The sequence below is a fragment of the Aeromonas crassostreae genome (assembly GCF_054052445.1).
This window is the reverse complement of sequence record NZ_JBSTYM010000001.1, coordinates 219988-234783: the sequence shown is the minus strand read 5'-3', so window position 1 is coordinate 234783 and position 14796 is coordinate 219988. Positions and strand designations below refer to the sequence as shown.

The 14796-nt window shown below is 55.5% G+C and carries 16 protein-coding genes; 11 read left to right on the top strand and 5 right to left on the bottom strand.

Annotated elements, in window-relative coordinates:
- The first annotated feature begins 28 nt into the window (after positions 1-28).
- Positions 29-2581, top strand: a complete 2553-nt coding sequence (locus tag ACW5W4_RS01020; protein ID WP_456688103.1) for an MlaD family protein — start codon at positions 29-31, stop codon at positions 2579-2581.
- Positions 2582-2725: 144 nt separating this feature from the next.
- Entirely contained in the window at positions 2726-4159 is a 1434-nt protein-coding gene (rsmF, locus tag ACW5W4_RS01015) for a 16S rRNA (cytosine(1407)-C(5))-methyltransferase RsmF (protein ID WP_456688102.1), read from the top strand.
- 172 nt (positions 4160-4331) lie between these two features.
- On the opposite strand, the gene ACW5W4_RS01010 is transcribed toward rsmF, so the two are convergent.
- Both ACW5W4_RS01010 and ACW5W4_RS01005 read right to left on the bottom strand, forming a co-directional pair.
- Complete coding sequence (locus tag ACW5W4_RS01010) at positions 4332-4634, bottom strand: RepB family protein (protein ID WP_456688101.1); 303 nt, start codon at positions 4632-4634, stop codon at positions 4332-4334.
- Between the two features lie 190 nt (positions 4635-4824).
- Positions 4825-5184 (bottom strand): helix-turn-helix domain-containing protein, encoded by a 360-nt coding sequence (locus ACW5W4_RS01005; RefSeq protein WP_456688100.1) that lies wholly within the window; start codon positions 5182-5184, stop codon positions 4825-4827.
- A gap of 128 nt (positions 5185-5312) precedes the next feature.
- Here ACW5W4_RS01005 and ACW5W4_RS01000 point away from each other — a divergent pair, with 128 nt between their 5' ends.
- The 9 genes from ACW5W4_RS01000 to ACW5W4_RS00960 all read left to right on the top strand — a co-directional run bounded on the left by ACW5W4_RS01000 (position 5313) and on the right by ACW5W4_RS00960 (position 11874).
- On the top strand, positions 5313-5507 hold the full coding sequence (locus ACW5W4_RS01000; protein ID WP_456688099.1) for a hypothetical protein: 195 nt from the start codon (positions 5313-5315) through the stop codon (positions 5505-5507).
- Complete coding sequence (locus tag ACW5W4_RS00995) at positions 5504-5731, top strand: hypothetical protein (RefSeq protein WP_427255259.1); 228 nt, start codon at positions 5504-5506, stop codon at positions 5729-5731. The genes ACW5W4_RS01000 and ACW5W4_RS00995 overlap by 4 nt, the downstream gene beginning before the upstream one ends.
- Positions 5718-7178: a replication initiation factor domain-containing protein gene (locus ACW5W4_RS00990; RefSeq protein WP_456688098.1), complete on the top strand. Its 1461-nt coding sequence runs from the start codon at positions 5718-5720 to the stop codon at positions 7176-7178. The genes ACW5W4_RS00995 and ACW5W4_RS00990 overlap by 14 nt, the downstream gene beginning before the upstream one ends.
- On the top strand, positions 7171-7563 hold the full coding sequence (locus ACW5W4_RS00985; RefSeq protein ID WP_427255257.1) for a hypothetical protein: 393 nt from the start codon (positions 7171-7173) through the stop codon (positions 7561-7563). Before ACW5W4_RS00990 ends, ACW5W4_RS00985 begins: the two co-directional genes overlap by 8 nt.
- 248 nt (positions 7564-7811) lie before the next feature.
- Positions 7812-8033: a hypothetical protein gene (locus ACW5W4_RS00980; protein WP_456688097.1), complete on the top strand. Its 222-nt coding sequence runs from the start codon at positions 7812-7814 to the stop codon at positions 8031-8033.
- A 113-nt stretch (positions 8034-8146) separates the two neighbouring features.
- Positions 8147-9601, top strand: a complete 1455-nt coding sequence (locus ACW5W4_RS00975) for a hypothetical protein (RefSeq protein ID WP_456688096.1) — start codon at positions 8147-8149, stop codon at positions 9599-9601.
- A gap of 3 nt (positions 9602-9604) precedes the next feature.
- Positions 9605-9946 (top strand): DUF2523 family protein, encoded by a 342-nt coding sequence (locus tag ACW5W4_RS00970; protein WP_456688095.1) that lies wholly within the window; start codon positions 9605-9607, stop codon positions 9944-9946.
- 1 nt (position 9947) lies between these two features.
- The gene (locus ACW5W4_RS00965; RefSeq protein WP_456688094.1) at positions 9948-11300 is read left to right on the top strand and encodes a zonular occludens toxin domain-containing protein; all 1353 of its coding nucleotides are present in this window, start codon (positions 9948-9950) and stop codon (positions 11298-11300) included.
- A 130-nt stretch (positions 11301-11430) separates the two neighbouring features.
- Positions 11431-11874: a hypothetical protein gene (locus ACW5W4_RS00960; RefSeq protein ID WP_456688093.1), complete on the top strand. Its 444-nt coding sequence runs from the start codon at positions 11431-11433 to the stop codon at positions 11872-11874.
- Between the two features lie 347 nt (positions 11875-12221).
- Here ACW5W4_RS00960 and ACW5W4_RS00955 read toward each other — a convergent pair whose 3' ends face one another.
- The 3 genes from ACW5W4_RS00955 to ACW5W4_RS00945 form a co-directional block, all read right to left on the bottom strand.
- A complete protein-coding gene (locus ACW5W4_RS00955; protein ID WP_456688180.1) occupies positions 12222-12413 on the bottom strand; it encodes a DUF3653 domain-containing protein in 192 nt (63 codons plus the stop codon).
- 282 nt (positions 12414-12695) lie between these two features.
- On the bottom strand, positions 12696-13637 hold the full coding sequence (locus ACW5W4_RS00950) for a tyrosine-type recombinase/integrase (RefSeq protein ID WP_456688179.1): 942 nt from the start codon (positions 13635-13637) through the stop codon (positions 12696-12698).
- A 374-nt stretch (positions 13638-14011) separates the two neighbouring features.
- Positions 14012-14791, bottom strand: a complete 780-nt coding sequence (locus ACW5W4_RS00945; protein ID WP_456688092.1) for a TatD family hydrolase — start codon at positions 14789-14791, stop codon at positions 14012-14014.
- Positions 14792-14796: the final 5 nt, after the last annotated feature.

Below are 14796 nucleotides of genomic sequence, written 5' to 3'. Positions count from 1 at the left end.
CCGTGCAAGTGCCCCATAAGGAGTCGGTATGGTCGGGGCTGAACCCGTCATCAAGAAACATCGCTGGTTGTCGCCGGTCTGGTTGCTGCCCCTCATCGCCCTCTTGCTGGCGGCGGGTTTTCTCTATCAGCAATACCAGAACAGCGGCGAGCAGATCCGCATCAACTTCGAGCAGGGGAACGGCATCTTGCCGGGCAAGACCCAGCTGCGTTACCAGGGGGTGGCCATCGGGGTGGTGCAGGATCTGGCGCTGGCTGAGGATGGCCGCAAGATAGCCGTGCTCGCCAAGGTGGACAGCCGGGCCCGGGCATTGATGCGCAAGGGCACCGGCTTCTGGCTGGTGAGCCCCAAGGCGTCGCTGACCGAGATCTCCGGCCTCGATACCCTGGTCTCGGGCAACTACATCAATGTGCAGCCCGGGCGGGAGAGCAATCCCGCCGCCAGCGAGTTCGACGCCCTCGACGGCCCTCCCCCTGGCTATCTGGCCCAGGGGCGTACTCTGCATTTGAGCGCCGACTCCCTCGGCTCGGTGGGGATAGGGGCCAAGCTCTATTTTCGCGGTCTGGAGGTGGGCAGCGTCATCAATACCCGGCTCGGCGAGCAGGACAAGCAGGTACTGCTGGATATCGTGATCGAGCCGCGTTTCGAACACCTGGTGAAGGCCGATACCCGCTTCTGGAACATCAGCGGCATCAAGGGCAACTTCAGCCTGGCCGGGGTCAGCGTGGAGGCGGGCAGCCTGGCCTCCATCCTGAGTGGCGGCATCGCCTTCGACTCCCCAGCCGAGTCGCCCACGGCCAAGCGCGGCGAGACCTTCGTGCTCTACAAGGGACTGGCCGAGGCCGCCCGGGGCGAGCGAGTACGACTGCAGGTGGGCGATCTGCCGGTCAAGGAGGGGATGCCCATCCTGTACGAGGGCATAGAGATTGGGCGCATCGATCCCATTCGCCTGACCGACAAGGGACGGGAGGTGAGCGCCCTGATAAGTCCTGAGCAGGCGTTTCGCATCACCGGCAACAGCCGCCTGGTGTGGGAGAGCGTCAATCTCTCCCTGGCCGGGATAGAGCACGGCGATCGCCTGCTGGCCGGGCCCGCCATCCGCCTCGACTATGTGGCAGGCCCCAGGGCAGAGACCCTGATCCTGAGTGCCCAGGCAGCGGCCAAGGGCCGGGAGCTGACCCTGAGCACGGAAGATCTCGCCGGCCTGAGCGAGGGGGCGCCGGTCTGGTACAAGGGGTTGCAGGTGGGCAGCATTCGCGCCCTCTCCCTGGATGCCGGCGGCAATGCCAGGGTCAAGGTGTTCATCGAGGAAACCCATGGTGCCCTGCTCGAGCGGGCCCGCTTCTATCGGGCCACGCCGCTGCAGATCCAGGCCGATCTCAGCGGCATCAAGGTGGCAGCCAGCCCGGCCGCGAGCTGGCTGGCCGGTGGCATCAAGCTGGTGCAGGCCAGCCAGGGCGGGCGGATCGATAGACTCTACCCCGATGAGCAGCTGGCCCTGCTCGGGTCGGCCAAGGCCGTGGCCAAGACCTGGTGGCTCAGCGCGAGCCAGGCCGATGGCATCGCCAACGGCACCCCGGGGTTTTACCTGGGATTGCAGGCGGGCAAGGTGACCCAGCTGCAGGTGAAGGGGGGGGAGGTGCGCATCGCCCTGGAGATAGATGCCGTCTATGCCCCCCTGGTGGGCAGCCAGACCCAGTTCTGGAAGAAGGCGGCCATCGACACCCATGTGGGGCTGGACGGGGTGCGCATCAAGGCGGGGAACCTGGCCACCCTGCTGCGGGGAGGGATAGAGTTTGACAACTCCCCCACCAGTCAGGGCAACGGCAAGCTGTTCGACGACAGGGAGCAGGCCCAGGCCATGGTGCGCCCCTTTACCCTGGTCGCCGCCCGCAATCCCGGTCTGGGTGAAGGCTCTGCCATCCGCTATCGCGGCGTCACCATAGGCAAGGTCAAGGGGGTGGCGCTGGATCCGGCCATGGGCCAGGTGATCTTCCTGGCCGAACTCGAGGCCAGGTACGCCGATCGCTTCCTGCAGTCCGGGGCCAGCTTCACCCTGGCCCAGGCCAAGCTCGGCTTTGCCGGCGTCACGCACCTGGACACCCTGGTGAAGGGGGCCTTCATCGAGGCGAGCCCGGGCCAGGGGGCGGGCAAGACCCGCTTCCCCTTGCATGAATCGCCGCAGTCCGGCTTGATGCTCACCCTCAAGAGCCCGGCCCTCAATGGCCTGGCGGTCGGCAGCCCCTTGCTGTTTCGCAAGATGGTGGTGGGCAGCGTGAGCCAGGTGGCACTCGCCCCCGATGGCAGCGAGGTGCACATCCAGGTGCAGGTGGAGCCTGATTATGGCTACCTGGTGCGCGCCAACAGCCGCTTCTGGAATGTGTCCGGGGTCAAGGCCGACATAGGCCTGACCGGGGGCACCATACAGGTGGAGACCTTGCAGAGCCTGGTGGCGGGCGGGATCGCCTTCACCACTCCGGAGCAGAACACCGGGGCCAGGGTGCGCAGCGGTCAGAGCTTCCCCCTCCATGACAAGGCCGATGAGGAGTGGCTCGGCTGGAGTCCCCGCCTCACCCCTTGAGCCATCCTCATCCTCCGAGCAGCCCGGCCCAGTGCCGGGCTGCTTTTTGGCGCCCCTTTCCGGCTGGGCGGCGCCATGGCGCTCTGCCATGTCCGCAAGATGTGCTAACATGTCGCCCCTGTTTTTGGGCCAGCGAGATGCCAAGTGCACGACAATACCCTACTTCCCGATGCGTTTTTGAGCCACATCGCCACCATCATGCCTGCGCATCTCTCCATGGCCGAGTTCGTGGCCAGCTGCCGCCGACCCCTGCGCCGCAGCATCCGGGTCAACACCCTCAAGATCGCCGTCGCCGACTTCCAGGCCCGCATGGCCGAGAAGGGCTGGACCCTGGATCCCGTGCCCTGGTGCGAGACCGGTTTCTGGTTGACCCGGGCCGACGACACCGTGCCCCTTGGCAACACGGCGGAGCACCTGCTCGGCCTCTTCTATATCCAGGAGGCGAGTTCCATGTTGCCGGTGACGGCGCTGTTCGCCGCCGCCGGGGTGAGCGAGGCCGAGCTGTTGCTCGATGCCGCGGCGGCACCCGGTTCGAAGAGTACCCAGATCGCCGCCCTGATGGGGAACCGCGGCATGCTGGTCGCCAACGAGTTTTCCAGCAGCCGGGTCAAGGTGCTGGCGGCCAATGTCCAGCGCTGCGGGGTGAGCAACATAGGGCTCAGCCACTTCGATGCCAAGGTATTCGGTCAATGGCTGCCGGAAACCTTCGACGCCATCCTGCTCGACGCCCCCTGCTCGGGGGAAGGGACGGTACGCAAGGATGAGGATGCCTTTCGCAACTGGAGCCTGGCCAGCATAGGGGAAATTGCCCAGGTGCAACGCACCCTGCTGGAGAGCGCCTTTCACGCCTTGAAGCCCGGCGGCGTCATCGTCTACTCCACCTGCACCCTGAGCCATGAAGAGAACCAGGATATCTGCCGCTTCATGGTCGAACGCTTCGGTGATGCCCTCTGCTTCGAATCCCTGGGGGATCTCTTCCCCGGTGCGGATCAGGCCTGTACCCAGGAGGGATACCTGCATGTTTGGCCCCAGATCTACGACAGTGAAGGATTTTTCGTCGCCAGATTGCGCAAGCGGCACTCGGTGGCCAACCCCATGTTCAAGCCGGGACGTCTGGGCAAGTTTCCCTTCACCCCCATGGCGGAGCGTGACGCGGCTTCCCTCAGGGACGCGCTGATCCGCGACTATGGCATAGCCCCAGAGGGGGCGCTGTTCGTGCGCGATGACGAGATCTGGCTCTTCCCCCTCCCCTTCGCCCCCCGGCTGATGAACAAGATCCGGCTGGACCGTATCGGCCTCAAGCTGGCGCAGACCCACAAGAAAGGGTATCGCCTCACCCACGAGTGGGCGCTGGCCCAGGGCCATCTGGCCAGCAAGGGCTGGGTTGAACTCGATAGCGACCAGGCGCGGGAATTCATGATGGGCCGGGATCTGCATCCGGCGGGAGAGAGCGGTCAGGGCGAGGTGATCCTGCGTTATCAGGGCTATGCCCTGGGGCTAGGCAAGTGGGTCGGCAGCCGGATCAAGAATGCCCTGCCCCGGGATCTGGTCCGTGACACGAACTTGTTTGAGTCTTGAAAACCCACACACTGGTTGAAAATTTTTCCAGATCTTGCAAAGCCTTCCCCCTTGGCTAAGCTTTATTTTATCCGCAACCAGTTAGCGCACGGCTCTGCAAGGAGCCAATTCCCCTATGCCAGGTACATGGAATTCGTACCTGGCTTTTTTTATCCAGGCAATCTGTTATCTCTCACTCCGTGACGGTGTCGGCCAGGGCGAGCCGTGCGGGGCTTACCTCGGACGCTGACTGACGCGGCTCTGGCGCCGGCACTTCCTCTTGCTGACACTCATATTGATAGAGCAGATCGATCGCCTGCTCAATGAGGGAAGCCTGGCTATCTTCCAGCCTGCGACCCAGCTCCGCCAGCCGGTTCGCGTGGCGCAGGCTGATCCAGCACTGCAACCGGCTGTGGCTCTCCTGCTTGCGCTTCACATGCAGCCGTTGGCGCTGGGCATTGTCGAGGGACTTTGCAGGCTTCTCTTGTTGGCTCATAGGATGCTGATATCTCCAGAAATGGCATTCGTTATCTCTCACCCTCCACCCAGGGGAGAAGAGGGGTGACGGGCGGGTACCCGCATGGCCACCAGCCGACGACCATGGTAAAGGCTAAGGGGATGGGAAGAAAGGGCCGCCTGTGCTGCTCCCCCCACCCCGACGTGCGGCAGGCGAAATACCTGGCTATTTAACATAAAAAATACTTTGACGCAGCTGCTAGGCTGGTCAGGTTAAGGCTCTCCATTGCCATCATCCCCAGTGCCAGCGCGGTCCCTGTGCTGGCGCAATATTTTTTTAGGGCGTCGTACCATGCGGCTTTTACGTTTGGATCTCTTGCTCTGACGGCGGTCAGTGAAATAATGACTTCTGTCGGGTCTAATCCAAGTTCTTCAGCAATTGAAATTGCTGCTTTATCAGTGAATTCCTGTCTGCCTTGGTTCAATGCAGTGATGTAAGACGTCGATAATCCTAGAGCTTCTGCCACATCTTTCAGCTGAGTGAGGTTTTTGGCTCTCATGTACGCCTGAATCAGTGTTTTAGAGTCCATTTGAGTGTTCCTTTTGGGTGATTTTTTATTTTAACACATGTGCTGAGCCATGAATTTATGGACTTGTGGCTTGTGTTTTCTTGTCTATCATTCGCTGCATCCATCAATTTATAAATCAGTGCATCGTCATGGAACGTCAGACCCTACAGCAGCAAGCCCCGATTTACCACGTCTGCCCTGAGTGCCAGGGTGATGGTTGCCGCGATTGTGGCTCTATGGGCATCGTCGAGGGCGACTTCCCCGATGAACTGTTCAACCGTGCCATCCCCTACCCCTCTGACCGCGAACTTGATTTCGACGCTGACACTGGATTTGCCCAATGACCCTGCAACCGACCATGAAACGCAACCTCTACTGGCAGCAAGAGCCCACTGGCTGGATTGCGGCCAGTGTTGCCGGTCAGGTGGAAATGTTCCCCGACCTCGGCTCTTGCCTGCGTTATCTGTCGTGTAACTACCCGGACACCGACTTTGAACCGGTGGAAGTGACTGAGGCCACATGGCGCGACCTCTATGAGCAGGGGGTCTTTTTCGATGACTGGTCATAAAACAAAACACGACTTCCTCTCCTTCACCTGGAGCCCGGAAGTGCTCAAACAGGTGGCAGAACTTGCCAAACAAGGTGCCATTCTCAAGTCGGTGCCGGCGTTTGGGCAACATGCCCACATGCTACTTCGCAACATTCGACCCAAGTCTACTGACAAGGGGTTGATTTATGTTCGGTCTGTTCCCACGGTCAATGACCCGCGCGTTTTGCGTGATGCTCGGGTTCCTCAGGCTACTGTAGATGGCGCTCGAGTTATCCTTACTGCCGCCATGTATGAGGCCATGGAATCGAACATCCGCCGTGCTTACAAGGCCGATGCCAGCCGTCATATGAACAGCGAACTCAAGTCAGTATTAGGTCAGTTGCTGGACGCTTCCACGTTGGAGCTTAACCCTGATGCCAAGTATTACGACGCCTACAACGATTTGATCCACGCATACGGGGTCCAGTTCTTCGATTCCCTTTGCTGTAGCGAACTGGAGATTTTTCTGCATGAACTCAATCATCAAATCGGCGTTCCTATTCCGGCTCCTCGTTTTAGCCTTCGTCCTCGTCGTGGTGGTGTTCATGGTTACAGTTTCTCTGCTGACCTTATGGTTGATGGGGTCCCTGCTGGGCTTGTCGCTTGGGGAGCTGCGAACCATGGGTGTTTCGTCTCCTTTTCTGGTACTGGATGTGACGCTCTTGATTTTGTCGCTCTGCATCGTGTCATGGAGCGTGTTCCTGGTATCCGGATTACTCGTGTCGACTTGGCGCTGGACGATTACAGCGGTGAGATTATTACGTACACCGGGGCTGTAGAAGCTGCCCAGCGTGGCGCTTTCCACCCGGCCCGCGGCAATGCGCCCAAATGGATGAAGATTGAGGCCGGTGAGCTTATCCCTGAGATGGTCAAGGGCTTGGCCAAACGCTTTGGCCTTATCGCTTCCTCCGGTTGCTCGTTCTACATCGGTTCTCGCATCAACGGTAAATGTGGCCGTACCTATGAAAAGGGTAAACAGCTTTCATCTGTCGAGTTCCCGAACTGGGTACGGGCTGAGGGTGAATTGCACAACAAAGACCGGATTATTCCGCTCGATGTACTGATAAATCCTGACCCCTATTTCGCGGGGATGTATCCCCAGTTTGCTGAATGGTTGTCTTCTATGGTTGATGAATCGGTTGAACCGGTGCGTATTACCACCTTCAAGAATAAATTCCGCATTGGTCGTGATGCTGCTGTTGCCAATATGGCAAGAATGGCCGGTCGCATGCTTAATTGGATGGCTCATGTTGAAGGTTTGAATCCTGAATCAATTATCAATCAGTTGACCTCACATTTGTCACCTGATGATGTTCCGCTTCGTTTATTGCTGCCGCTTCCGTCTGAGATATTAGATGGTCGTTGCTCGCTGTTCGCTATGCCCACAACAGAGGGCTTAATCACTGGAGAGTATCAACATGTCTGAAATTACCGGCGTTATCGTAATGTGTGTCACTCATGGTAAGGGCATTTCCCGTAAATCGGGTTCACCCAAGCCGTATGACTTCGCCAGCCTGGAATACATCGTTCCTGCCGATAATGTCGACATGGCCGAATGTACCATCAGGAACTGGGGCTTCCAGGCTAAAAGCTTCCCGGTCAAGAATGACCCGGCTGTGCTGGCTCATATGGCCGTCTGTCCCAAGCTGGTGCCGGTGACGCTCATTCTGGAATCAGACCCTCGGGACTTCTCTAAAAACATCGTCGTCGGGTTCAAATCCGATTTGCCGGTGAAAGACGAGTTCGGCAGTAATTCTGCTGCCAAACCCTTGGCTAAGGATGAAAAATCCCCAGCTGAGAAAACGTTCTGATGGGCTGCTTACTTGTGTCCGAATTGGGTGAACTCTCTGTCACAGGGGATGACATTGCTACCTGCACGGGGTATGTGCTGGTGACACCGGACCAATATCGGGCACAAGTAGGCGCACTGTCGGAATTTGATAATGACCTTGCAGGCGAATATTTGGGTTTCATGTTGTTGACTTTTTTTGCTGGTCACAGCTTGGGACGGTTGGTTCGCTGGATGGGTAGACGTTAATTTCACAAAAGGAACTGTGTTATGAAAATCATCAATCAAGTTCGTAAGTATGCCGCCCCGGTTGCCGTTGTTGCCGGTACTCTGTTCGCTTCTGCCTCCGCTTTCGCCGTGGATATCACCGTGCCGTTCGAAGCGGCTAAGACTGATGCCATGGCGAACATGGACCTCCTCACCATCGGTCTGGTCGCTCTGGCGCTGTTCACCTTCGGTTTGGGTGCAGTGCTGGCTTGGTCGCGTAAGTAATGTTTCCGGCCCTGTTATGGGCCCTCGGGGTCGGCCTCTGTTTCGTGCTTGGGTTCGTCTCGGGGGTTTACTCGGCATAACACGAGGGGGCGGGGAAACCCGCCTTTTTTTTTATGAAATGGATCTTCGCCCTCTTATTTTTATTTTCTGTTAATTCTTTTGCGGTTGAGTCTGTCCCTGCTGATATTTCTTCTACTCCTAATTATAATTCCGATAAGGCTTCTCAATGTTTTTACACGGGTGCCTTGGTTGCAAATAATGTAAATTTATCCGAGTGTGTGAAGATAAAAAATGGTGCTAGTACGGCTTATGGTGTAGGTGCTTTAACTAGCCATACGGGTGGTGGGGCTTCTCATCAGTTTAATTTTTCTGCAACTTTTAATGGTTCCATTCAGCAGAATAGGAATTGGGTTTTAGCTTATTATAATTATCAACCATCTTATTCATGCCCTCCTAATGACAACCCATCTTTTACCGTTGGTCCTGTTGATTTGAATGGTTCCAAGGTTTGTCAAACAGTTCCCAAGGTTTGCATGATGGGTTCCACTGTTCGTATTCAGGGTAATGGCGCTGAAACCTGCGTCTCTAATTGCAGTTCTGCAGCTGGTCTTGCTCATCAGTCACGGTTCTTTTATCAGGCAGGCCCTAACCCTGGCTCTACGTCAGGTGAAGTCAAATGTTACGGTCAGTGTTCTATCCAAACGGTTGGCGGTGGTGTCCAGCTTACATCAGGTGCTTGGACAGGGAATTTCACTTTCACCGGTGCCAACTGCCCTGTTATTCGTCCTGAGCCTACTGTTGATTCTGAGTCAGACACTGGGGGCAATGGCAATGCTCCTGCTGTTGATGAATCCACTACGTCTGAGGGTACTGACAACGCCCTGGGCGAGCTTTCTGGTGCTGCCTCCTCTGCTACCGGTTCACAGGTGCAACCCTCTGCCACTGGCCCTGATGGTACTTCTACGCTCAATGACGTAGCCCAGACGGTTGCTGATGCTGCTAACGCTCAGATTCAAGCTACCTCTTCCCAGAACGTGGCTACCGGAAACCTCATAGCCAATACCACAAAGGATCTACAGAACACCATTATCAGAACGGGCAGCGTCGGTGCTTCTTCCGTGCTCCAGGCACAAGGTAATTCCAAGCTAGATGGCATTGGCTCGGCCATTGGTGAAGGCAATGGCAAGCTTGATGGTATTAAGTCCTCTCTTGATGAAATCTCAGACAAGTTAGATGAACCCGGTGAAGAAACTCCTTTCGTGCCCGGTGCTGGCTCTGGCGCGTTCTGGGAAAGTATCTTGCCTGAATCTTCGTTTACAGAAATCAAAGATAAACAGGCTCAGTCAATTCAGGATATGAAGGATTTATCTACTGAGTTTCAGGATTCGATTAGCTTCACTGATTTATCGGCTAGCGGTGCGCCTGATGAATGGTCTTTGAATGTTCACGGAACTGCTTTGCCGTTTGGGTTGGGCGCGTTTCAATTGTTAATAGACATGGGTATTGCTGCCATTGTTTTGTTCCTTTGCGCGCTCTATACAATCTATATCATTACATCAAGGAAGTGATTTATGATAACCGAATTCATTAACTGGATTTCAGGGATGTTTGTAGATATACACTCCTTCTTTACTGATGGTGTGCCTTATATCATTTCCCGAACCTTGGCTTATATTGTTGAGGTTGGCCTCTATTTAAAGATAGAGGGTGAGATTATGATTATTCAGGTGGGTTATTCTATCGCACAACAGATATTACAGGATTTTAATATTTCGGCGATATTGCAGCCTTTAATGAGTGCCCTTCCTTCATCCTTGCAGTGGTTTTTATTTCAGTCGGGATTTGTGGATGGAATGAATATGATACTTCATGGCATCGTTACTCGTTTTGCTTTGAATTTCTTGGGGTGGTGATATGGCCGTTGTTATTCGTCATGGGCCTAACGGTTCTTATAAATCGGCATCGGCAGTATGGTATGACCTGCTCCCGGCCTTGCGTCAAGGCCGCATCTGTATCACTAACCTTGAGGGGTGTTATCCCCTTGAGGAAATCGCTAAGCGGCTCGGTGAGACGTTCCCTGATACTACTCGCCTCTATCGTATTAATATTATCCATGATGAAGCCTTGCGTCTCTGGCGGCGTTGGTTTCACTGGGCCCCTGTTGGTTCTTTTATCCTCATGGATGAAGTACAGGATATTTATCCTGATAGGTCATGGAAAGAATCCGATTTGGATTATCAGCCCATCGAAACCTACAAGGACCAGTTACCTCCGGGTTTGATTGAAGATTATTATACGGCCATTGAGGCCTGTAAGCCTGACCAGTTTGATTCCTGTGATTATGATGATACAGGGGCATTATTGTTTGATGAAGAGGGCCGTATTGTTTATCCGAGGACGTTAAATGGTGCATTTAAACGGCATCGTAAATTTAACTGGGATATTGTGTGTGTTACTCCTGATATTAATGATATTGCTCCTATGGTTCGTGGTTGCGCTGAATTAGCCAAGGCGCAATCTAATAAGGATTCTTTATTCATATTCAAACGCAAGCCGAGGATATATGAACATAACCCGCGCTCAAATGGCATTCCGAATGCTAACTCTCCGGTTTATCGTGAGAAAGTGCCTTTGGCTGCTTTTCTTCTCTATAAATCGACACAAACCGGAAAACAAACCAAATCAGGTCAATCAAAGGGTCCCTTTAGTTCGCCCGTTATATATTTTTATCTCTTCTTACTTACGCTCGCTACTGGCTTTTATTTTTACCACTCTTCTTCGCCCGGTGCTCCAGCTGTTAAAACTGAGCCTAACTCGAGTGTGGCAGTTGCTTCGCAAACTTCTCCTGATGTTGTTCAAGGTACTGCGCGTGTTTCTAGTTCTGTGGGCACTGGCGGCACTGACAAGGTATCTTCTCGTCAGCCTGTTTTTGTGAACCCCTATAACGCCAAGGCTGTTTACGTGACCGGCTCGTCGCTGGACACCCAGGGTAATGGTGTGATCACGTTCTCGCTCTATACCAAGGATGGATCTGAATATCACACCAACAATGATGAACTCCTGTCTATGGGCTATGCCGTCCGCTTCAAGCGTTACTGCCAGGCTGAATTGTTCAACATCGATACCGGTCAGTCGGTGACCGTCTATTGTGAGCCTGCCAAGGTTGTCGAGCCCAAGGCCCCTGCGCTGTCCGCTCCTGCGTTGTTGAACCCCTTCACTACCACTGACAAGGATGAGGGGGGCGGAAAGGAGGAGGGAGCGGTCTAGCGGACGACGACGCCCCGCCCGTCATAGGTTAAAAATATTGGTAACTGTTACCGATATTCCCTTGCATTTATGGTAATAGTGACCGATAATGTAATTACGGTAACAGTTACCATAAATCGAGGGATTGAATATGAAACTCCGTTGCATCAAATCAGGTCTTGGCATTGAATCCGGTAGGGAATATCCGGTACTTTCTGAGAATAAATTGGCTTGGGTTATCGTCATTGGTCAGCTTGAAAAGAAGGTCACTAAATCAACTGGTCTTTTTGTTGGTGCTCCAAAGGGTGGCCCATCCTTCGAATTGGTTACTGTTACTGAAATTCAGTTAGACCTCCTTCCGAAAAAACGCCCTGTTGGGCGTCCAAAGACCGGTACAGCCTTGAGCTCTGCTGAGAAGCAGGCCCGTTATCGCGCCCGTCAGGCTGAAAAAAAAGTAACAGTTACCTTTAATCGTTCTGATTTGGCTGTCTTGAAACAAGCTTTAGTCATTGCTGAAACTGATAAGGGCGGCTATTTGACTGATACTGATGCTTTCGAACGTATCTGTAAGGCTGTCTATGCTGCGCAATGGTAGCGCCTAAGCTAACGAGCGCACGCAGTGCAAGCGAGTATAAGGCGGCCCTCTATCGCTCATTTTCGTGACCTAGGTGGGCCCGCCGAAACGTCTTTGTGGGCTTTCCCTGTGCCCGGCTCCACCCCTTCCCTGCTAGACCGTCTTTACTGCTCCGTCATAGTGCCCAGCCGAAGGCTATGGGGCACGGCCAGCGCCTGCTTATGCCTCCTGTCGAAGACAAGCGGCACTCACAGTGCCAGCCGGTTTTGGGATCCCCCCCCCGTGTAGTAATACGGGGGGAATTCAACTCGGTGCTTCCCATGTGCACGAACCACTGAAAATCAAAAGGGGCCGCCAGGCCCCTTCTGTTACTTGTAATTTCTGTACTTGATACGGGGTGATCGCCATCGCTTGAAATCTTCGACTCCCATGATGTCGATGAGCTCTAGCCGTTGTCTGGTCATTTGAGAGCCGGCTGGGGTGATGAGGTGATAGCCTGACATGCGCCACCCGCTCCAGTATCGTTCGAATATGGACGGCAATTCTCTCCCTGTTGCCATTCTCATAACTCGTTTGCATACGTCAGGGATTTGCTTTCCTTCGTCCCATAGTGTGACCTCGGTCACAGAAACGAAACAAAGTGTTGCTGTTTCTTCCTTGTTCAAACCGCATTCAAACCAACGAAAAATAAAGTTTCTCGTGATATTACGTTCCATGTCATTCAAACCCTTAAAACTGGCATATTCCAGCCGGGGTTATTTGAATCTCTATTTAACGTAATCTGTACCGTAACGCAGTAATGGTGTCAGCCCCGGATTGTTGTACTGTTCGCGGCTCCCGGCTCAGAGCAGCCCCTGCAGGGCATGGTCATCGAACTTGTTGGCATCGTCGAAGTACTCCTGCAAGGTGCGCATGTCCTTGTGGCGAGTGACCTCGATGATCTTGTTCATCGGCTTGCCGGCCGTCACCGCCGAGGTGATGAAGCCCCGTCTCAGGCTGTGGCCGCTGACATAGAGATCGTCGATGGCCATGCCGGTGCGCCGCTTGATCATCAGGTTGATGCCTTGTGGTCCGAGGGGGTCCTGGGTGAGCTGGCCCCAGCGGGTCATGCGGCGAAACAGGGCCCCTTGGCTGATGCCACTCATGGTCAGCCAGTGGCGCAGGGCTGCGATGGGGCAATGTTCCCGCCCCGGGATCAGGGCTATCTCGGTCTCATGGAGCTGATGTTTGCTCGGCTTGAGACGCAGCCTCACTCCCCGCCCGACGAAATCGAGATCCTCGACCTCGATACGGGCCGCTTCCGAGCGACGCAGGGCGCCGCTGAACATCAACAGCAGCAAGGTGTGATCCCGCAGCCCCGCCAGGGTATCTGTGTCGATCGCCTCGAGTACCTGGGCCAGGGGTTGCAGGGTCAGGGCCCCTGTCTTGCGCTTGCGGGTATCACCGAGACGCACTATCCCCCGCATCATCTCCTTGATCTCGCTGTGCTCGGTGGGCATGGGCGCTATCCCCTTCTGGCGAAAGGCATAGCGGATCCCCGCCAGACGCCGCACCAGGGTGGCCGGTTTCCTCGGCTCCCCGTTGCGCAGCTCCCCCCTGCCCCGGCTCTTGTCGAGCCAGACCCAGTGGGCGAGTACCCCATCGGCCTGATCCGCCAGGAAGTTCATGATATCGAGGTGGTTGCAGGCCAGGGGATCCAGCCCCTGCACCTGGCACCAGTGGACGAAGATACGGGTATCCGCTTGGTAGGCATTGAGGGTGGTGTCGGCCTTGGCACTGCGCAGGAAACGGCGAGCACGGCTGTTGAGCCTGGCATCGAAGACGCTCTGCAACCCTTGGTGAGCCGTCTGGGGCAAAAAAGCGGAAGTCACTGGTAACCCTATGATTTCATATGGAGTTTCGGGGATCTTACAGGATCTTTCATCCTCATCAAGTATCGATAATGAATATTATCGATACTTGATAAATCTGCCTTCAACCCAGGCAAGCCCCCGTTCAATCCTCACCTTGAGTGGCTTCATAACATTGCTTTTCATGGGCATTAGGTTGGATTGGCTGCCCGAGGTGTGAGAGATAACGCATCGTGTAATGGCGTGTTTGCGTGAGGGAAGAGAGGCGCTTTAAATGAAACAGACCCCGTTGCATGGGGCCTGTTGGCTCACTGCTTGGCAAGTTTGAACAGCTCGAAAAAGTTGTGGCTGGTGGCTTGCGCCAGTTCGGCAAGGGGGATCTGACGCAGATCGGCGATGAACTGGGCCACGTCAACCACGAAGGCGGGTTCGTTCTCCCTCCCCCGATGTGGCACGGGAGCCAGATAGGGAGAGTCCGTCTCTATCAGCAACCGTGACAGCGGCAGTGCCCTGACCACCTCCTGCAAGGCGGCGGCACTCTTGAAGGTCACTATGCCGGAGATGGAGACATAAAAGCCCATGGCCATGGCGGCCTCGGCCATCTCCAGGGATTCGGTGAAGCAGTGCAGCACCCCACCCACCTGATCCGCTCCCTCTTCGACCATGATCCGCAAGGTGTCCTCCTGGGCATCCCGGGTATGGATGATCAGGGGCTTGTTCAGCGCCCGCGCCACCCGGATATGCTCCCGGAACGAGTGCTGCTGCACCTCTTTATTCTCAGGGCTATAGAAATAATCGAGCCCGGTCTCACCGATGGCGACCACCCGGGGATCCTTTGCCTGCTCGAGCAGCAGGGAGGCGTCCACACCGGGATCCTGGTTGAGCGGGTGCACGCCGCAGGAGGCAAACACCTGGGGATAGGGCGCGATCGCCGCCAGCATCTCTGGAAACTGTTGCTGGGTCACGCTCACACACAGAAAGTAACCCACCTGGCGCGCCGCCGCCTTGGCCAGCACATCGGCCAGATCGGTCTGCTTGCTGCCATAGCTGAGCCGATCCAGATGGCAATGGGAATCTACGAATAACATGGGAT